This window comes from Agarivorans litoreus (assembly GCF_019649015.1).
GTDB lineage: Bacteria > Pseudomonadota > Gammaproteobacteria > Enterobacterales > Celerinatantimonadaceae > Agarivorans > Agarivorans litoreus.
The window spans coordinates 3,938,117-3,957,811 of sequence record NZ_BLPI01000001.1 but is presented as its reverse complement, the minus strand read 5'-3'; the positions used below and the strand labels follow the sequence as shown (position 1 = coordinate 3,957,811).

Genomic DNA, 19,695 nt, shown 5'->3' with positions numbered 1-19,695 from the left:
ATTCACCTTGGCTTTTGTTATGCTTGCTTTACAATTTAAGGGTAATAGCTTTGGCCTTTATCAGCCATTGCAACCAAGGCTTCGCAAGGTTTAAAACGTTCACCGTAGCTTGATTCCATCGCTTGAAGCTCTTTCACCAAGTTAGCAATACCAATGCTATCCATAGCGCGGAATGGTCCACCTAAGAAAGGTGGGAAACCAATACCGAAAATAGCACCTAAATCACCATCTCGAGCACTGCGTATAACCCCTTCATCTAAACAGCGCGCAGCTTCATTAAGCATCATGTAAACACAACGCTTAGACAGGGTAGCTGCATCAAGTGAGGTTTTCGGTTTAACACCCAAAACTGAGTACACCTTTTCGTCAACTTGCTTGGCTTTGGCTTTTTTACCTTTGCCGTAGAGATAGAAACCTCGACCGTTTTTCTTACCTAAGCGCTTATCGTCGATAAGTTTGGCAAATGCATCTGGCGCTTTAAAACGCTCACCTAGCTCAGCTTCAAGAATCGGCGCAATTTTAGAACCTACATCAATGCCTACTTCGTCAAGCAAGGTCATTGGGCCAACCGGGAAGCCATAATCTAGTAGCGTTTTATCTAAATGTTCAATGCTCTGCCCTTCTAGCAACAACATGGCGGCTTCATTCATGTAAGGCGCAAGAATACGGTTTACGTAAAAGCCTGCGCCATCTTTCACTACAATTGCAGTTTTACCTTGCTTACGAGCAAACTCTACCGTATCGGCAATGGTTTGCTCATTAGTGCCAGCATGCGGAATAATTTCAGCCAAAGGCATTTTTTCTACTGGACTAAAGTAATGCAAGCCAATCACTTGTTCTGGACGCTCAGCTTTAGCCGCTATTTGCCCAATAGGCAATGAAGAGGTATTGCTGGCAAAAATCGTTTTTTGATTACAATTGGCTTCAATATCAGCCACCATTTGTTGCTTAAGCGCTAAATCTTCAAATACTGCTTCCACCACAATTTGGCTATTTTGCATGCCAACAAAATCTGTTCCGCCGGTAATGTTGTTCATTTGCTGCTGCAGCTGGGCATTGGTAATAAACCGGCGTTTACGCTTTTTATCTAACAACTTATAAGCGTAATTTAGGCCGCCTAACACACCTTTTTCGCTAATATCTTTAATACGAACTTGTGCTTTAGCTTTGGTCGCCGACACAAAAGCAATGCCCGCTCCCATTAAACCGCCACCTAAAACAGCAACTTGATTAATTTTTTGTGGCGACACGCCTTCAAACAAGCTTTCTTTTTTCAGTTCATTCGACGCAAAAAACAAGCCGCGCAACGCTGCTGACTCAGGGCTTTTCACTAAGTCGGCAAAACGTTTGGCTTCTTCTTGATAAGCGGCCTCGGTGTTTTTCTCAATCCCAGCTTTAACACAAGCAATGATCTCGTTAGGCGCTGGGTAATTGCCACGTGTTTTGCTCATGGTTTGCTTAGTTACCTGAGAAAACAACACATTACGACCAAGCGGGTTACCTTCCAGTAACTTTGAAATGGTACTTAGTTTAGGTTTTGGTTTACGTTTAGCTTTACCTGCATATTTCTTGGCAACATCTAGCAGTACGCTGTTGGGTACCATTTCATCCACTAAGCCACTTTTAAGGGCTTGCTTGGGGCGTAACTGTTTGCCAGTAAGCATCATCTCTAAGGCTTTTTGAATACCCACAAGCTTAGGCAAGCGTTGAGTTCCACCGCCACCGGGTAATAGACCAAGTTGCACTTCAGGCAAGCCTAGGCTGGTTTTATCATCGTTACTACATACTCGATAATCACAAGCTAAGGCCACTTCTAAACCACCGCCTAAGCACGGTCCATGAATAGCAGCAATGACCGGAAACGGTAGCTTAGCTAAGCGTGCAAAAACTTTGTGTCCGTCTTGTGAAAGCTTTTGCGCATCGGCGGCGGTATCACAGCTGTCCAACATGCCAATATCAGCGCCGGCGATAAACGAATCAGCCTTTCCGCTGTACACCACCATACCGGTAAGTTGAGACTGAGAAGCTAGGTCATCCAATATGGCATCCAGCTCGGGGCCAAATTCGGCTTTTAAGGTGTTCATGGTTTCACCATGTACATCAATTTTTAACAGCGCAATATTCTCTTCAATCGTTAAGGTGAAAGTTTGCTGTTCCATTATTCAACCTCCAAAACCATTGCCGCGCCCAAACCACCTGCCGCACAAGCAGTGGTTAAACCTAAACCACCACCGCGACGACGAAGCTCGTTAAGCATTTGCGTAATCATTCGCGCACCAGTGGCGGCAAAGGGGTGACCATAAGCAATTGAGCTACCCATTACGTTAAACTTCTCCATGTCAATTTCACCCAAGGCTTTATCTCGACCAATAGACTTAGCAAATTCGTCACTGGCAAACATTTTAACGTTCGCTAGCGTTTGAGCTGCAAAGGCTTCGTGCATTTCAATTAAGTCCAAGTCTTGCAAACCAATACCTGCGCGGTCTAAAGCAATTGGGGTGGCGTAAGAAGGCCCCATTAACATGTCTTCCCACACGTCGATGCCAGCAAAGGCATAACTCTTGATGTAACCTAGAATAGGTAAACCTTGCTCTTTGGCTTTGTCTTCTCGCATCAGCAACACCGCGGCGGCACCATCGGTAAGCGGTGTTGCGTTAGCGGCAGTTACCGAACCATGCTTGCGGTCGAATACCGGTTTCAATTTGGCCAGTTTCTCTTCACTTGAGTCACCGCGCACGTTATTGTCACGGTTGATAAAGGTTTTATAAGGCTCTGGGTAAGCGGTCATTACTTCATCGTCCAACTTGCCTTCTTCCCAAGCTTGATGCGCTAAGCGGTGTGAACGTGCAGCTAACTTGTCTTGGTCGGCGCGTTTAATGCCATGCGTTTTGGCCATTTGCTCAGCGGTTTGCCCCATGGAAATACCGGTTGAGTACTCAGCAACTGCTGGGGGAACTGGCGCTAAGTCTTTAATTCTTAGCTTTTTAATAATATTCCAACGCTGCCCCGCACTGCGGGCTTTAGATAGCTCAAGTAAACTGCGAGCTAACTTTTTGCTCACTCCAATAGGTAACACTGAAGATGAATCAGCACCACCAGCAATACCACAATCAATTGTGCCAGCCATTATAGACTCAACCACGTTAACCGTTGCCTGAAAGCTAGTAGCACAAGCCCTAGACACACTATAAGCATCGGTAGATACATCTAGTGGAGTACCCAAAACAATTTCACGGGCAATGTTTGGCGCTGCAGGCATTTGTACCACTTGACCAAATACCAGTTGTTGAATTTCTCTCACGTCTAGATCTACACGCTTAATTAATTCATTAACCACCATTTTCCCAAGGTCTACTGCTGGAACATCATGATAGGCTGTAGCTTGACGCGCAAATGGCGTACGCAAACCCGCAACTACTGCTATGCGTGCGCCATTCGCCGTTTGTAAAGATTGTTGTTGGTGCATTCAATTTATCCTTAACGAGTTAAGAGGTCAGACCTCATAAGCTTTATATTAACCATTTCTTCACATAATTCAAACAAGCGATTAAAACTAGTAGTAAGCCGTCAAATTTAAAGGAAATTTTTTGAGCCTAACAGAAGAGTGTTTTATCATCCGCATGCGATGAACAATTCAGAGGATCAAATGAGTAACAACACACTATCGGCCATTAGAGATTACCTTAACCAAAGCATAGTTGGCCAAACTGAATTTATTAATCAATTACTTATCGCTTTATTGGCCGACGGGCACATATTAGTAGAGGGACCTCCAGGCCTTGCTAAGACCCGAGCGGTAAAAGCACTATCGGAATGTATAGAAGGTGATTTTCATCGAGTCCAGTTCACCCCAGACTTATTGCCTGCAGATTTAACCGGTACCGATGTGTTTCACCCAGAGACTGCCAGCTTTAGCTTTCAGAAAGGGCCTATTTTTCACAACTTAGTATTGGCGGACGAAATTAACCGTGCCCCTGCTAAAGTGCAATCGGCTTTACTGGAAGCCATGGCCGAGCAGCAAATCACCGTAGGCAGTAAAAGTTACCAGCTACCCAAGCTCTTTATGGTAATGGCCACGCAAAACCCGATTGAGCAAGAAGGTACTTACCCACTTCCAGAAGCGCAACTAGACCGCTTTATGTTCAAGCTGTGTTTGAACTACCCTGATGCAGAAAACGAACTCAAAATTCTGCAGCTTACTGAACGTGAAGCCAAACAAGTGCACTTACGTCAGCCAGAACCGCTCACTCAACAAAAATTATTTGCCCTGCGCCGAGCGATTATGGAAGTTCACATCGCACCTCAGCTTAACCAATATATCGTTGATTTAGTGGTAGCTACTCGCCAACCAGAGCGCTACACCGACGAATTTAGTCAGTGGTTAGAGTTTGGTGCAAGCCCACGTGCCAGCATTTCATTAGCCCGTGCCGCTCGCGCCAAAGCTTGGCTTGATGGTCGAGACTTTGTTAGCCCAGAAGATATCCAACAATTGGCTTATCCGGTATTACGCCATCGCTTATTGCTTAGCTACCAAGCACAAGCCAAAGGGATTCAAGCCGATGCGGTTATCCAACGTTTACTTGAATTGGTGGCTTTTGCCTAATGGATACCATTAGTCGCCAATCGCCGGTAAGTTTACAGATTGAACAGTTGATTGAAGCGCGTGCTATTCATTTAAACATGCCTCCTTGGCGTCAAGTGAGTAGTAGCCGTCATGGAAATCGCTTAAGCAAAGTTCGTGGGCGAGGCATGGAGTTTGACGAAGTGCGTCATTATCAACCAGGAGATGACATTCGTTGCATCGACTGGCGGGTAACTGCGCGTACCGGTAAAACTCATACCAAGTTGTTTAGAGAAGACCGCGAGCATCCGGTGTTTATCTTTCTTGATTTATCACACTCCATGTATTTTGGCAGCGGTGACAAACTTAAGTCGGTATTCGCGAGTGAGCTGGCGGCCTGTTTAGGTTGGAATGCTCAACAACTGGGTGAGCGCGTGGCCTTAACTCTGCATTTAGGTGAGCAAGCGCACAACCAAAAACCAGCAGCCAGTAAAACCCATTGGTTAGCCCAGCTACAAAGCATCGTTGATGTGCACAATCAACAATTTGCAGCCTTAAGTGAGCAGCAACTGCAAGACCCATCGCCAACTCACAATCTTGAGACTTTATGTCAGTTAGTAAAAACCGGCTACCAAGTGCATTTAATTAGCGACTTTTACCATTTTGACAAAGCAGCCTCCTTGCATTTACAGCGCTTAGCTAGCCATAACCAAGTGTTTGCTTGGCAAATTAGCGATCCTTTGGAGCAACAACTGCCCAAAGCGCATACCGCAATGCAACTGCAAGTAAGCAACGGCAATAGCGAGGGATATTTGCAGCCAGATAACAAAGCATTTAGGCAGCAATTTAAACGTTTGGCCAATCAGCGCCAACAACAGATTGAGCAAATGCTGCAACAAGCTCGCATTCCTCATCAGCATTTTTCAACAGCCTTAGAGTGGCAGGACTATGCCTGAGCAAACTAATCCTCTAGTTAATTTAAAAGACATCATTTTACCCACAACTTATGAAACCGGCCTACCCGCCATTGGTTGGTGGCTACTTGGTGTACTGGTCATACTTTCACTTAGCTTGCTGCTATTTGCAGCTTGGCGTTTTTGGTATTTAGATAAACCGCGACGTGAAGCATTACTTAAGCTCAAGCAACAACCAGCCACCTTGGCAGAGCTCAACGTATTAATGAAGCGCTTGGCCTTGAGCTATTACCCGCGCCAACAAGTCGCTTCGCTAAATGGTCAAGCGTGGTTAGCCTTTTTAGACAGTACTTCACGAAAAAACCAAGCTGCATTCTCGGAGCTAGAAGATGCTTGGCAGCAAGCCTTGTACTCAGCTACCCCATCGGATTCTGCCCAGCAATGTATTCAACTTGGCGAACAGTGGATTAAACAGCTAAGACCGCCGCTAAATATGGCCAGCTTATTTGGCTTTGGCAGGCATCAGCAAAACACCAAACAACAGTTGAACGGCAAAAATAAGGGAGGCAGCGATGTTTGAGTTTGTCTGGCCTTACGTATTTGTGCTTATTCCTGTGCTTTGGCTGGTAGAAAAATTCAGCCAAGCCAAGCAACAACAAAGCGAAGTCTTGTTAAACAGCAGCTTGCCTTTTACCCAACAACAAGCTGCTTTGGAAAAAACCAATAGCCCACTAAAAATTGGCCTTAAATGGTTAGTTTGGATTTTGTGCATTACTGCATTAGCGCGTCCAGTATGGCTAGATGATGAAGTGCAAGGCTTAAATGAGCAAGGCCGCGATTTATTATTATCAGTTGATATGTCGGGCAGTATGCAAATCAAAGATATGCAACTTGATGGTGAAGCCGTTGACCGACTAACAGCCCTTAAGTTTTTGCTCAGCGAATTTATTGAACAACGTCGCGGCGACCGTTTAGGCATGATTTTATTTGCCGACCATGCCTATTTAGCCAGCCCACTAAGCTTTGATTTAGACAGTTTGCTAATTCAAGTAAAAGAGCTAGTACACGGTTTAGTTGGCGACAGAACCGCGATTGGTGAAGGCATTGGTCTAGGCATTAAACAATTAATGAACCACCCAGCAGAACAGCGGATCCTTATTCTACTTACCGATGGCCAAAATACTTCCGGCTCGGTTGATCCAATGCAAGCGGCAGAAATGGCAGCCAAGAATCAAGTGGTGATTTACACCATTGGTGTGGGTGCCGACGAGCTTTATCAACAAACTTTATTTGGCGCACGTAAGATAAACCCCTCGCAAGATTTAGACGAAGGCGCATTGATAAAAATAGCTGAAATGACTGGTGGTCAATATTACCGAGCACGCAGCACCGAAGATCTTTCGAAAATTTACCAAGAGATAAATGCCTTAAACCCAATCTCAGAGGCTCAGCAATTCTACCGCCCGCAATACGAGTTATATTATTGGCCTTTGGCTTTAGCAACTTTGTTGTTAGTGGCAAGTTTAGCCAGCCCGATGCTAATGCGCCGTTTTAATCAGGAGGCAAGCAATGTTTGATATAAGCTTATTGCGTCCGGAATGGCTATTGCTTAGCCCACTTTTCTTGCTGCTGTTGTTTAAAAAGCAGCAGCGCGAGCAATCTGCTTGGAGCAAACTAATTAGCCCTGGCATTGCGAAATATTTGGTGGACTTTCCAAAACAAAGCAAACGCTCCCAATGGTCTTTAGCCGGCTTACTGGCTCTGATTCTAATCGCCTTAAGTGGCCCAAGCATTATTAGTGACAACGTACCACTCTACCGCGAAGGTTCTGCCCGTGTGTTAATTATGGACATGTCCTATTCGATGCGAGCGCGAGATGTAAAACCTGATAGAGTTGAACTGGCAAAGTACAAAGCATTAGATTTACTCGAGCAATGGAAAGATGGTGAAACCGCGCTTATTGCTTATGCGGGCGACGCATTTGTGCTTAGCCCCTTAAGTAGCGATACCAATACACTCGCCAACTTGGTTCCCCACCTTAAACCAGAGTTAATGCCGGCTCACGGTTCAGCCCTTAACCTTGCCATTGAGCAAGCTGCCGAACTAATCAAACAAGCCGGCTACGCGCAAGGCGATGTGGTAGTGATTGGGGACGGACTTACAGAACAGCAAATGCAGTTAAGCTTAAGTAGCTTGCAACAACATAATTTACGTTTTTCTATGTTGGCCTTAGGCACCGAAGAAGGTGCACCCATTCCTCTAGAAGATGGCAGCATGCTAAAAGACCAATATGGCAGCATTGTTATTGCCAAGTTAGAAGTAGATAACTTCCTGCCACTTTGCCAAAACACCGGCGGTATTTGCCAGCTAATTAGTGCTGATAATAGCGATATTGAGAAACTGAGCTCCTTACGTAGCCGCAGTTTTGATAGCGAACAACAAAGCAACCAACAAGCGCAGGTGAGAAAAGATATTGGCTTTTATCTGCTGCCTTTTATTCTGTTGATGCTACTAAATAGCGTGCGCCGCGCGGAGCTATTGCTAGTTAGTTTATGTGTTAGTATTTTTGCCCTACCGAAGCCCGCTCTGGCTAACTCGGTGTGGACAAATCAAGCTCAACAAGCACAACAAGCTTTTGAAGAAGAACGCTATGGCGAAGCTGCTGAGCTGTTTACCGATCCAAATTGGAAAGCTTCGGCTCTATACAAAGCAGGGAACTACCAAGAGGCGCAAGCGCTGTTTGCGCAAGATGGCAGTGCCAATGGGTGGTTTAACCAAGGAAATGCTCAAGCTCAACTTGGCGATTATCAACAAGCGATAGAAGCCTATGAGCAAGCCTTAGAATTACAAAATGACTTCCCTGCAGCGCAACACAACAAAAAATTGGTTGAAGAACTGTTAGAACAACAGCAGCAAAACCAGCAACAGTCAGAGCAACAAGATGCTAGCGATTCTGATCAGCAATCAGAGTCAGATTCGTCTCAGCAACAAGCTGACCAACAGCAGGACGATTCCGAAGCAGAACAGAATCAAGACCAACAGACGCCTTCTGAGCAACAATCCGAACAAGATCAAGAGTCTGAACAGCAACAACAGGCGCAAGCCAGCGAAGAACCGTCAAATGAAGAACAAGAGCCTGAGCAAAGTGCTCAAGTCAACAACTCGCAAGGCGAACCGAGTGACCAAGAAGAGTTACAAAAATGGCTTGAAGATCTGCCCAACGACCCGAGTTTGCTACTTCGCAATAAAATGTACCTTGAATATCAAAAACGACGTCGTCAGCCTAGTAATCAGGAGAACTGGTAAGTGAAAGCGCTTAGTGTAATTTTAATTCTTTTACTTAACTTTAATGCTTATGCCACAACTAAAGTTACCGCTTCGGTCAGTCAAAATCCCGTGGCCGTTGGACAAGCCTTTACCTTAGAAATAGTGGCTGACGATACCTTAGCAGCCAGTGAATTTGATTCATCGGTACTGCTAAGGCAAAAATTTGTGGTTGGCAGCACTTCTACCAGCCGTCAACACACCAGTATAAATGGTAAATCATCAACTCAGACTCGCTGGACCACTACCTTATTGGTGCGTGAAGAAGGTAATTACCTTATTCCCAGCTTTAACATTGGTGGACAGAACACCACGCCCATTCAACTCACAGCCAAAACCATCGAGGCCATAGAACCGAGTAAAGATCAGGTACGTATGGAAGTAAGCTTGGACAATGCTGAGGTTTACATTGGCCAGCCAGTAACCTATACCGCCAAGATTTGGGTCGCTAATAGCCTCGACCAAGCCAATATTATTGCGCCCAGCATGCTCGGCGCTAAAATAGAAAAGCTAGGTGAAGATAAACAAGACTTAGAGATCATCGATGGCAAACGTTATCGTACCCTTACCCGCCATTGGTTAATCACCCCGGAAAAAGCTGGTGACTTTGAAGTAAAAGGGCCGCGTTTAAGCGGCTTAGCCAACGACATCAATCGCCGTGCTAGGCCGGTAGACATAGCCGCGCAAACCTTGTCTTTGGAAGTAAAAGCGCCACCAGCTAGTTTTCCGGGTACGTGGCTGCCCTCTAATGACTTATTGCTATATGAAGAGATTCAACCACTGCAAAGTGACTACCAGCAAGGCCAAGCTTTCACCCGTATTATCAACTTAACCATTGCAGGAATAACCGAAGATCAATTGCCTGAAATTGATATAGATTACGGGGAAGATTTTCGGGTTTACCCAGAAGCTTACCAAGACCGCACCATAGTTAAAGATGGAATAGTGTTTGCGCAGCGCAGTTTAAATGTGGCATTGATACCAGTAAACGAAGGCGAACTTACTCTCCCTGGCTGGTCACTACCATGGTGGGATTTAAGCAAAGATCAACAAGCCAGCGCCGATATAGCACCGCGAACCATTACCGTAGTGGCAGCTCCGGTAAATCAGCAATTGCAATCATTACCGAGCAATCAGCCAGTTCTCCCTGAAGTACAAGAAAAACCTCGCACCTCAATGTGGACGTGGTTTTTTGCCCTCGCATGGATAATTACCCTAGCGTTGTTGGTATGGGTGATAAAACCTAAAAAAAGCAATGCCAAGCACGAGGCTCAATTAACGGCGGCTGCTAGCGCAGTGCCCTTAGATGATGACTATTGGGCGCAGTTTGCTTTGGCCTGTAAAGCTGGCCAAAAGCTGCAAGCTGAGCAAGCATTAGCTAAGTGGATAAATAAACAGCAGCCAACTAGCAGCTTTGCCGCCCTGCATAAAGAAATTAGCGCCGCAAACTGGGCTAGCGATGATAAAACAGGCTTTGATCTACTCGCGTTTTTCAAGCAATGCCAAGCGCTAAAGAAGCAAGACCAAGGCAAAAAAGAGCAAGAAGAAGGGCTCTCCTCGCTCAATCCATAAAGAATATAAAATGCAGCCTAGCGGTTTAAGCCTAATTGAAAGATTAGGCTTTCTGCTTGGCAGCAAAACGTAAATGAAGCTACCAGTTTAACGCCGACCTCAACAGCAGTAATTTCACTGCTAATCTCACAAGGATCAGATTCTGCCTTGCGAGCTTTGTCTACTAAAGCGTTTAAACGGGTTTCAGCTTGTTGTTGCTCGGCAAACACTTCTTCAACTTGTGCAGTACATTCTTCGCCATCGATAACCGCACCAACATCAACACAACAACAAGTTTTAGATTCTTCTAACTTAGTTTTCATCTATTTTCCTTTCTTTTACAATCTGCCTTAGTTATAACTCTTCAATCTAAACCAAAGCGAAATCAGGTGTATAGTGTGTACCATAGACCGAACAAGGTCTCCTTGATGCGTATCATAACAGATTAGCCTTCTACGTTTTATCTAGGAATTTACATGGTTGTTGATTTTTTTCGAAAGAAAAACCAAACCGACTCGGTCATGTCGGATATGGAAGCAAAACAAAAACGTTATGAAGCCCTAGTACAGGCTTACAATCGGGATGTTTACCGCTACGCCTATTGGCTGGTGAAAGATAAACACATTGCCGAAGACATAGTTCAAGAAACTTTTCTTAGAGCTTGGCGCTCACTTGACAGCCTAAAAGATGAAAAGGCTGCTAAAGCGTGGTTAATCACCATCTTACGCAGAGAAAATGCCCGACGATTCGAGCGCAAGCAGTTTAACTTGGTAGATATCGAAGACCATTCAGTTGCTGATGTAAACTCAACATCAACTGAGCAACAAATAGAAAATGAATGGTTACGACGTCAAATAGATAAGCTAGCTCCCGAGTATAAAGAACCGCTGCTACTCCAAGTAATTGGTGGATTTAGCGGCGACGAGATTGCCGATATGCTAGAACTAAATAAAAATACTGTTATGACACGGCTTTTTAGAGCACGAAATCAGCTCAAAGAAGCTTTAGAAGATGACCAAGAACGAGGACAAAACAATGGATGAGCTAGAATTTCGCCGCCAGTTGTATACCAATCCTCGCGAGCGTAGCGATGCGCTCATACAGGAAGCAACTCGCACGCCTAAAAATAAAAAGCTATATGACGAGATGCAGCAATTTGAATGCAAATTAGAACAAGCATTAAAGGTAGACGTACCTGATGCACTTGCCGAACGGCTCATACTGAGCCAGAGTTTCGATAACTCACAACTAGAATACCGCCGCAAAACACGGCGGCATATAGCCATGGCCGCATCTATAGCTTTTGTGGTGGGTTTAAGTTTTAGTTTGGTAAATTGGCAGCTGCCAGCAACCCATGCAGACATGGGTCAAGTAGCCTTAGAGCATGTATATCATGAAATGCCTTACACTAGTGGTGTTGATGAACAACCAAACCTACAAACCGTTAATGCTAAGTTGGCACGCTATGGCGCTAGTTTCGACCAACTACCTGGCGATGTAGTGTATGTTAATCATTGTGCATACGCTGGCAGCCCAGCATTTCACATGATAATGAAAGGTAAAATGGGCTCAAATATTAATGTGTTTGTAGTTCCTAAATCTACCGAATTGCAGACAGTAGAGAGCTTTGCCGATAAAAAAATGCATGGCATGGTTTCAACACTGTCAAATGCAAACCTTGTGGTCGTTGGTGAGCGTAACGAACCGATTGAAAAGACGCTTAATGCGCTGACCGCAGATTTAAATCAAGCCATCTGATTTAATTAAAATAAGTCAACTTCTATTGTACTATCAATGGAAGTTGACTTTTTGTTTGTGAGCCAACCTTAAACCTCAAAATACTCGCTTGATGTTTTCTTACATTCATTTATATTTTTCTGCTCATCAAGATCAAACAAGTGTTTAACTTTTGTGCGACAGCTCCAACTTTCAATAAAAACAATTAACAAAAACTTAACAACCGTTTTATTTACTCTTAATCTGGTCAGAGGTCAGCGCTCTTACCAAGACCACACATAACTAAACGTTTAACCCCGCAATTTAGAGAGGGAACGATGAAAATAAGGAAATTACCACTCGCGCTTCTTGCCGCGTCAGCTACATTTACTGCCGCCCATGTAAACGCAGCCGGTTTTCAACTAGTGGAACACTCTGCTTCGGGGCTAGGCCGCTCGTTTGCGGGTGAAGCTGCTATTGCTGACAACGCTGCTGTTATGGCGCGTAACCCCGCAGCAATGTCGATGTTCGACACTATTGCAGTATCAGGTGCCTTAAGCTATATCGCGCCTGACGTTTACGTAAGAGGAAACACTGGCGTCAGTGACATTGATCAAGCCTTAACTAACGATGACGTAGTACCAGGTGCTGCAGTGCCTGCAGGTTATTTTATCCAGCCTCTTAGCGATAAATGGGCCTGGGGAGTGGGCATGTTCTCTAACTTTGGTTTATCTACAGAGTATCCTAGTGATTACGCTGCAGGGTCTCTTGCCGGTGAAACTAAACTCATCACCCTTAACCTAAACCCTAATGTCTCCTATCGGATAAACGAACAATTTAGTATTGGCGCTGGGGTAAATGCCGTTTATGGAACCGCAAAATTATTGCGTAACTTTGGCGGAGATGGCAGTGGGCCATTTCCTCCTTCAGGAACCTCAGCTTATTTAGAAGGTGATGGTTGGGGCTTTGGTTGGAATGTTGGCGGTATGTGGGAGATAAACCAAAACCACCGCTTTGGAATTAGCTACCGCTCAAAAGTAGATTTAGATTTTAAAGGTGAGTACCACTCAGATATTGCAGCAGGGATCCCAAGCAGCAACCCATTTCCCACTGGTGGACAAACCATTGGTGGCGAACTTACTCTTAACTTGCCCGACATTTTTGAAGTATCTGGTTATAATCGTCTAAACGATGCCTTTGCTGTTCACTATAGCTATGTTTGGACTGGCTGGAGCACCTTCCAAGAAATTGATGCCACTTCTGAAGGTATTGGTAGCGTGTTAAACAAACAAGAGCAGTTTAGTGACTCTTACCGGGTATCTTTTGGCGGTACTTGGTATCTAAACCCTGCATGGGAATTACGCGCTGGTATGGCCTTCGACCAAAGTCCATCTCGCACCCACAAAACCATTAGTATTCCCGACAACGACCGTTACAACTACGGTATTGGCTTTACTTACCACCTAAGCGACAAAGGTAACCTAGATGTTGGCTTTACTTATATCCAAGGTAAGGAAGGAGCCTTCGAAGAGGAACTTAACGAGAGCGTTTCGATACCGTTTATATCAAAAGGCGATGCTTATATTGCCGCTATTCAATACAACCACAGTTTTTAAGTCTTAATCAGCAACCGGCAACACGCCGGTTGCTTGACCTAAGCTTAAGTTTCCCCCACGCTTCAGTTATTCAACCACACATACTGAGGGCAGCCATGGCAAATACCCCTACCCCCTATTCAATTAGCGAACTAGCCCAAGAATTTACCATAAGCACTCGCAGTATTCGCTTCTATGAAGATCAAGGTTTATTAAAGCCTGTTCGCGATGGCACTAAGCGGCTTTATTCCAAACACGACAAACTCCGGCTCAAACTCATTTTACGTGGCAAGCGTTTAGGCTTTTCTTTGAAAGAAATAAAAGAACTATTCGATTTATATGATGCCAAGCTGAGCAGTAGCAAAGAGATAACTGGATTAATGGACAGTATTAAACTAAGAAAGTTGAGTTTATTGCAACAGTTAGAAGATATTCAAGTGGTATTAATGGAGTTAAAATCAGCAGAGCGCCGCTGTAACGACGCCCTTAATAAGTTAACTAAAGATTAATGCTCGCCAGCATTACCTTGAATAAAGTGCTTGCGGCATAACGATACATAACGTTCGTTGCCACCAATTTCAATTTGCTGCCCTTCACTCACCACCTGTCCATGTTGGTCAATACGAGCGTTAAAGTGGCCTTTATTGCCACACCAGCAAATGGTTTTAAGCTCTTCGAGCTTATCTGCTAAACACAGTAAATGGTAAGCCCCTTCAAATAGCTCACCCATAAAATCTGTTTTTAAACCATAAACCATTACCGGTATGTGCAAGTCATCAACCACTCTAGCCAACTGATAAACTTGCTCTTTACGCAAGAATTGGCCTTCATCCACAATCACGACATCTTGCTTGTTTTGCTGATTTTTAGTGCTTACTAATTCATACAAGTCCTGCTCTGCACAAAAGGTTTCAGCCTCTAACGACAAACCTACTCGTGCTTTAATGATACCCACACCATCGCGGGTATCCATTGCAGGGATCAGCGCCAATGGATTCATACCGCGCTCTTGATAATTAAAATGAGCTTGAATAAGTTGGGTTGATTTCCCCGAATTCATAGCGGCATATTTAAAATGTAGTGAAGCCATTTACAGCGCAGTTCCTTGATTATTTACTGTTTAGTGCCAAAGCTAAATTTTGCTGGCGATGGTACAAAGTTGCGATAGTAATGGCAAACAATAACAAACCAACAGCAAGTGAAGCGATCACACTTCCGGTCATTCCCATTACCAAGTAACACGCAATGCTGATTTTTGCGACTAATAAGGCATAAGGCAGCTGAGTAGCAACGTGGTCAATATGGTGACAAGCTGCACCGGTGGATGACAAAATAGTGGTATCGGAGATAGGCGAACAATGATCACCAAATACCGCACCCGCTAATACTGCAGACAACATAGGCAGTATTAAGCTCACATCACTGGCTACTGACATATCGGCAGCAATTGGCAACATAATGCCAAACGTGCCCCAGCTAGTACCAGTAGAGAAGGCCATTAAACCCGCTAATACAAATACTAACACTGGCAAAATAGCTGGGCTAATCGCGCCATCTAATTTAGAAGCTAAGTACTTGCCGGTTTCCATATCACCGATTACGCCGCTAATAGACCAAGCAAACACCAGAATTAGAATGGCTGGGCTCATAGCCTTAATACCCACCCAAATGGCATGAGCAAGTTGTGACAAGCTAAGCTGTTGCTTGAACGCAAAACCCACGCTTACCAATAAGCCCACTACACCACCGGTGACCAAAGACAGGGTCACATCGGTATTTTCTAATGCGGCTAACAAGCTAAATGCTTGTCCTTCTTCTAAGGCAGTAGCGCCTGTAACCACAAAACTAGCAAAAGTCACCAAGGTTAGAATAGCGATAGGCAATACTAAACCAAGTGGTGAGCCGTTATCGGCTTCAAAGTCATGGTTCACACTACCTGCAGGAATACCCTTGCTCTCATCAAACAATTGCCCCTTCTCAGCATTTCTCTCATGCTGCTTCATTGGACCAATATTAATATTGAAATAAGCAACCACTAGGGCCATTAGCAAGGCAAACACAGCGTAAAAGTTTAGTGGGATCATGGTGGCAAACGCCGCCAACGGTGTGATGTCAGTGATATTGTGAGTGACCAACAAACCACCTACTAAGGCAATAATATAAGCTCCCCAACTCGATAAAGGCATAAGTACACACATTGGTGCAGCCGTTGAGTCAAGCAAGTAAGCGAGCTTGGCGCGCGATACCCCTACTTGGTCAGTAAGCGGACGCGCAACGCTACCCACCGCTAAACTGTGGAAATAGTCATCGACAAATACCACAAAGCTTAACAAGGCAGTGGTAACAGTAGCATGACGCTTGGTCTTAATCCGTTTCTTAGCCCATTCTGCAAAGGCTGTGGTTGCGCCAGTAGCAGTCATTAAGCTAGTCATGCCGCCTAGCAGCAGCAAGAATATAACAATTTGCAGATTCCACCAGTTAGGCGCACCGTCATCCCACGCTAAGCCCGCTGCAAGCTTTGACAAATAAATGCCAGAATCTACAAAAGAAAAATTGCTGAGTAACAAAGCACCCGTGATGATGCCGCAGCTAAGTGCAATAATTACACGTCTTGTTGCTAAGGCAACCAACAGCGCAATCACCGGCGGAAGAATTGATAAAAATGAATCGGTATAAGAAATGGTTTGCATGTTTTCTCTGTTTTTAAATTCAGAGAGCAAATTGAGTGACTAGAAGCCGATAGGCTTTCACTCTGTAGCTCTCCATAGTTGGACTATGACAGTGTCGTATCTATTAAATCCGACACCAGTAATTAGCCTTGATAATGCTAGTTACTTCGGCGCGGGCCCCTTTCATACAGAATCATTGGAATCACCCCACTCTGCACTACTTTTGACCAGCGCTCCTCTACAATATAGCGTTAAGCGCTGCATTATACCCGTAAAGCCGGAGCATTCAACCAAAACCATTGAACAACTAAGACTAAAAGTAGCAACTAATACTGTTTATTTAAGTTTAGTTTATTGACAAGTTTTATTTAGTAATTAATATTTTGTAATAGATTAACCAATACTAATAAATAGATAGGATTAACATGAGCGATTTCGTTAAGGTATTTTTAAACGCAAGAAGTCTTAAAGCTGCTACAAAAGAATTATCAATTGAGCAATTAGAAGATAGCTACAATAAACTTAAAGTCATTTTAGATGAACGTTTCGCACAACAAGCTGAAGAAGAGAAACAACAGCAAGAAAAACGCGAGAAGCTAGAGAAATATAAAGCATTACTCGAACAAGATGGTATTGACCCAAGTGAATTACTATCGATGATTGGTGACGCGCCAGTAAAAGAACGAAAAAAACGTCAACCACTGCCAGCTAAATACAAATTTGTTGATGAAAATGGTGAAGAAAAAACCTGGACAGGCCAAGGAAGAACACCTTCTCCGATCCAACGTGCAATTAAAAATGAAGGCAAAACTAAAGAAGATTTTCTTATCTAGTTATCATCTAAATAAAAAAGGAGCCTTAAGGCTCCTTTTTTTATTCCAGCAATATTAAGAGGCGAAACCATTTGGATTGCCTTGTTGCCAGCGCCAAGAGTCTTCGGCCATATCATCCAAACTTAATTCAGCCTGCCAAGATAACTCCTGTTTAGCTAAGCTAGGATCTGAATAACATGCTGCAATATCACCTGGGCGACGAGGTGCTATTTTATAAGCAATTGATTTTCCCGATACCTTTTCAAACGCAGCAAGCATTTCTAGTACACTATAACCTTGGCCTGTTCCTAGGTTGTAAGTAACCAACCCAGCCTTAGCATCAAGCTTGTTTAGCGCTTTTAAATGGCCTTTTGCCAAATCTACTACGTGAATGTAGTCACGTACTCCAGTACCATCTGTGGTATCGTAGTCGTCACCAAATACGCTTAATTGGGCTAAGCGTCCTACAGCTACCTGAGTTATGTAAGGTACTAGATTATTTGGAATACCATTTGGATCTTCACCAATTAAGCCAGACTTATGCGCCCCAACAGGGTTGAAATAACGTAATAACGCAATATTCCAGCTATCATCAGATTTATATAGATCAGTCAGCATCTCTTCTACAATTAGCTTAGAGCGCCCATAAGGATTGGTTGCACCGGTAGGAAAGTTCTCCAAAATAGGTACTGTGTGCGGGTCACCATATACAGTAGCAGAAGAGCTAAAGACTAAGTTTTTAACCTTATGATCAGCCATTACTTCACATAAGGTTAAAGTTCCAGAGACATTATTTTGATAATAATGTAGAGGAATAGATGTCGATTCGCCAACTGCTTTTAAACCCGCAAAATGAATAACAGATTTAAACTTATGCTTAGAAAATACCGTGTTTAACTCTGATTTATCCCGAATATCTACCTGATAAAATGTGGGGCGTTTTTGGCAAATTTTCTCAATTCTGTCGATTGATGCAGCATGAGAATTACAAAGGTTATCTACAATAACCACTTCTTCGCCTTGGTTTAATAATTCAACCACTGTGTGGCTACCTATATAACCTGCTCCACCGGTAACTAAAATAGTCATAATAATCCTTTATAAGATAATATATTTGGCTAGCTCTATAGGAGCTGCTATTCAATTCCAATAAACTTATGCGTTTGTAAAGACAAGCGCCAATTATTTTCAATACAAGCTTGAATACATAACTCGGTAGCTCTTTGCTGCTGACTAATCGGTTGCAAACACACCAATACATCTAAGTTACTAGTCATACCAGTTAATAAGTTTTTTAAATTAGTTAAGTCTCGCTCACGGGCTACTGGGTGTTTAATTTCGTTCGCTCGGTGTAAAGCTTGTTCGATAACCACCTTACCACCTTTCATATCAACTTTTGGAGAAACGGTTACCCATGCTTTGGCAGAAGCCTTTACTGGGTAGGTACCACTGGTTTCAATTTGCACTGAATAACCTGCTGCAATTAAGGCACCGGTAAACTCATGTAAATCATAAATACACGGCTCACCACCGGTAATAACAATATGTTTAGCCTGATAGCGAGTTTTAAACTGCTCTAGGAGTTGATTAGGCGTGAGCATTGCCCAACGAACGGTGTCTCCGCTGGCCCCAATAATGAGCTCGGGTTGCACGCGGTCAGACTCTAAAACTTGCCAAGTATGTTTAGTGTCGCACCAAGAACAACCAACATCACAGCCCTGTAAACGAACAAATATTGAGGGAACGCCAGTATGAAAACCCTCCCCTTGGATGGTTTCGAATACTTCATTAACAGGTAAATTAAGAGATGCCATTTGTATCCCAGATCATAATAAGCGAAAATCTAAGGCAGTATTAAAACATATTTTAAAGAGCAAATAATGAAAGAAAAAGCAGTAGTGATTTATTCAGGTGGAATGGACTCGTTCACGGTTCTCCATAAAACCTTACAATTGGGCCTACAACCATATGCTCTTAGCTTTAACTACGGTCAACGCCACGTAAAAGAACTGGAATATGCTCAAAAGGTAACTGAAGAGCTTGGTATCGAACATAAAATAGTAGATATTACTGCAATCAACCAACTACTTGCGGGCTCCTCACTCACTTCTGACATTGATATTCCCGAAGGTGATTACCAAGAAGAATCAATGAAATCAACGGTTGTACCAAACCGCAATATGATTTTGCTATCTTTAGCTATAGGCTACGCCGTGTCTATCGGTGCGAAGAAAGTATTCTATGGCGCACATTCCGGAGACCATGCAATCTACCCCGATTGTCGCCCAGAGTTTGTAAAGAAGATGAATGACGTAAGCCTTATAGCTAACTACGAAGCCGTAGAAGTCATTAGCCCCTACCTAGAACAATCAAAGATAGACATATTAAGCGATGGTTTAGCCATGGGGTTAGATTATGGCAAAACATGGACCTGTTATAACGGACGCGAACAAGCCTGTGGCAAATGTGGAGCCTGCCAAGAACGTCTAGAAGCCTTTAAACTAAACGCTGTTACAGACCCGTTAAGCTACGAATAAACATGCTCAAATATTT

The 19,695-nt window shown here is 43.8% G+C and carries 19 protein-coding genes and 1 riboswitch; of the genes, 12 read left to right on the top strand and 7 right to left on the bottom strand.

Annotated features, from left to right (window positions below; genetic code table 11):
• Nucleotides 1–35: 35 nt before the first annotated feature.
• Nucleotides 36–2,159, bottom strand: a complete 2,124-nt coding sequence (fadJ, locus tag K5L93_RS18240; RefSeq protein WP_220721112.1) for a fatty acid oxidation complex subunit alpha FadJ — start codon at nucleotides 2,157–2,159, stop codon at nucleotides 36–38.
• Complete coding sequence (gene fadI, locus K5L93_RS18235; RefSeq protein WP_220721111.1) at nucleotides 2,159–3,466, bottom strand: acetyl-CoA C-acyltransferase FadI; 1,308 nt, start codon at nucleotides 3,464–3,466, stop codon at nucleotides 2,159–2,161. Before fadI ends, fadJ begins: the two co-directional genes overlap by 1 nt.
• Before the next feature lie 180 nt (nucleotides 3,467–3,646).
• On the opposite strand from fadI, the gene K5L93_RS18230 reads away from it, so the two are divergent.
• Genes K5L93_RS18230 through K5L93_RS18205 form a run of 6 tightly spaced genes read left to right on the top strand, consistent with a single transcriptional unit; the run spans nucleotide 3,647 to nucleotide 10,371 of the window.
• Nucleotides 3,647–4,603, top strand: coding sequence for an AAA family ATPase (locus K5L93_RS18230; RefSeq protein ID WP_220721110.1), 957 nt, complete (start codon nucleotides 3,647–3,649; stop codon nucleotides 4,601–4,603).
• On the top strand, nucleotides 4,603–5,517 hold the full coding sequence (locus tag K5L93_RS18225) for a DUF58 domain-containing protein (RefSeq protein ID WP_220721109.1): 915 nt from the start codon (nucleotides 4,603–4,605) through the stop codon (nucleotides 5,515–5,517). Before K5L93_RS18230 ends, K5L93_RS18225 begins: the two co-directional genes overlap by 1 nt.
• Nucleotides 5,510–6,055 carry a DUF4381 domain-containing protein gene (locus K5L93_RS18220; protein ID WP_220721108.1) on the top strand — a complete coding sequence of 182 codons (546 nt, stop codon included), beginning with the start codon at nucleotides 5,510–5,512 and terminating at the stop codon, nucleotides 6,053–6,055. Before K5L93_RS18225 ends, K5L93_RS18220 begins: the two co-directional genes overlap by 8 nt.
• Nucleotides 6,048–7,052: a VWA domain-containing protein gene (locus K5L93_RS18215; RefSeq protein ID WP_220721107.1), complete on the top strand. Its 1,005-nt coding sequence runs from the start codon at nucleotides 6,048–6,050 to the stop codon at nucleotides 7,050–7,052. Before K5L93_RS18220 ends, K5L93_RS18215 begins: the two co-directional genes overlap by 8 nt.
• Complete coding sequence (locus K5L93_RS18210) at nucleotides 7,045–8,781, top strand: VWA domain-containing protein (protein WP_220721106.1); 1,737 nt, start codon at nucleotides 7,045–7,047, stop codon at nucleotides 8,779–8,781. Before K5L93_RS18215 ends, K5L93_RS18210 begins: the two co-directional genes overlap by 8 nt.
• Nucleotides 8,782–10,371 carry a BatD family protein gene (locus K5L93_RS18205; protein ID WP_220721105.1) on the top strand — a complete coding sequence of 530 codons (1,590 nt, stop codon included), beginning with the start codon at nucleotides 8,782–8,784 and terminating at the stop codon, nucleotides 10,369–10,371. It abuts the gene before it with no gap.
• A 17-nt stretch (nucleotides 10,372–10,388) separates the two neighbouring features.
• Here the strand turns inward: K5L93_RS18205 and K5L93_RS18200 are convergent, their stop codons facing one another.
• Entirely contained in the window at nucleotides 10,389–10,673 is a 285-nt protein-coding gene (locus K5L93_RS18200) for a YfcZ/YiiS family protein (RefSeq protein ID WP_220721104.1), read from the bottom strand.
• 153 nt (nucleotides 10,674–10,826) lie between these two features.
• Between K5L93_RS18200 and K5L93_RS18195 the strand changes: the two genes are divergently transcribed.
• The 4 genes from K5L93_RS18195 (at nucleotide 10,827) to K5L93_RS18180 (ending at nucleotide 14,170) form a co-directional block, all read left to right on the top strand.
• A complete protein-coding gene (locus tag K5L93_RS18195) occupies nucleotides 10,827–11,393 on the top strand; it encodes a sigma-70 family RNA polymerase sigma factor (protein ID WP_220721103.1) in 567 nt (188 codons plus the stop codon).
• Nucleotides 11,386–12,108 (top strand): DUF3379 domain-containing protein, encoded by a 723-nt coding sequence (locus K5L93_RS18190; RefSeq protein WP_220721102.1) that lies wholly within the window; start codon nucleotides 11,386–11,388, stop codon nucleotides 12,106–12,108. Before K5L93_RS18195 ends, K5L93_RS18190 begins: the two co-directional genes overlap by 8 nt.
• A 296-nt stretch (nucleotides 12,109–12,404) precedes the next feature.
• A complete protein-coding gene (locus K5L93_RS18185) occupies nucleotides 12,405–13,682 on the top strand; it encodes an outer membrane protein transport protein (protein WP_220721101.1) in 1,278 nt (425 codons plus the stop codon).
• Between the two features lie 95 nt (nucleotides 13,683–13,777).
• Nucleotides 13,778–14,170, top strand: coding sequence for a MerR family transcriptional regulator (locus tag K5L93_RS18180; protein WP_220721100.1), 393 nt, complete (start codon nucleotides 13,778–13,780; stop codon nucleotides 14,168–14,170).
• Here K5L93_RS18180 and K5L93_RS18175 read toward each other — a convergent pair.
• Together K5L93_RS18175 and K5L93_RS18170 are read right to left on the bottom strand one after the other, a co-directional pair.
• Complete coding sequence (locus tag K5L93_RS18175; RefSeq protein ID WP_220721099.1) at nucleotides 14,167–14,751, bottom strand: thymidine kinase; 585 nt, start codon at nucleotides 14,749–14,751, stop codon at nucleotides 14,167–14,169. The two genes, K5L93_RS18180 and K5L93_RS18175, sit on opposite strands and share 4 nt — an antisense overlap.
• Nucleotides 14,752–14,770: 19 nt before the next feature.
• Nucleotides 14,771–16,351 carry a Na+/H+ antiporter NhaC family protein gene (locus K5L93_RS18170; protein WP_220721098.1) on the bottom strand — a complete coding sequence of 527 codons (1,581 nt, stop codon included), beginning with the start codon at nucleotides 16,349–16,351 and terminating at the stop codon, nucleotides 14,771–14,773.
• A gap of 57 nt (nucleotides 16,352–16,408) precedes the next feature.
• Nucleotides 16,409–16,579: riboswitch (Lysine riboswitch) on the bottom strand.
• Between the two features lie 176 nt (nucleotides 16,580–16,755).
• Between K5L93_RS18170 and K5L93_RS18165 the strand changes: the two genes are divergently transcribed.
• A complete protein-coding gene (locus K5L93_RS18165; RefSeq protein WP_016403448.1) occupies nucleotides 16,756–17,163 on the top strand; it encodes an H-NS family histone-like protein in 408 nt (135 codons plus the stop codon).
• Nucleotides 17,164–17,217: 54 nt separating this feature from the next.
• On the opposite strand, the gene galE is transcribed toward K5L93_RS18165, so the two are convergent.
• Nucleotides 17,218–18,231: a UDP-glucose 4-epimerase GalE gene (galE, locus tag K5L93_RS18160; RefSeq protein WP_220721097.1), complete on the bottom strand. Its 1,014-nt coding sequence runs from the start codon at nucleotides 18,229–18,231 to the stop codon at nucleotides 17,218–17,220.
• A 47-nt stretch (nucleotides 18,232–18,278) separates the two neighbouring features.
• Entirely contained in the window at nucleotides 18,279–18,956 is a 678-nt protein-coding gene (gene queE / locus K5L93_RS18155) for a 7-carboxy-7-deazaguanine synthase QueE (protein ID WP_220721096.1), read from the bottom strand.
• Nucleotides 18,957–19,022: 66 nt separating this feature from the next.
• Here queE and queC point away from each other — a divergent pair, with 66 nt between their 5' ends.
• The gene (gene queC / locus K5L93_RS18150; RefSeq protein WP_220721095.1) at nucleotides 19,023–19,679 is read left to right on the top strand and encodes a 7-cyano-7-deazaguanine synthase QueC; all 657 of its coding nucleotides are present in this window, start codon (nucleotides 19,023–19,025) and stop codon (nucleotides 19,677–19,679) included.
• Nucleotides 19,680–19,695 lie beyond the last annotated feature (16 nt).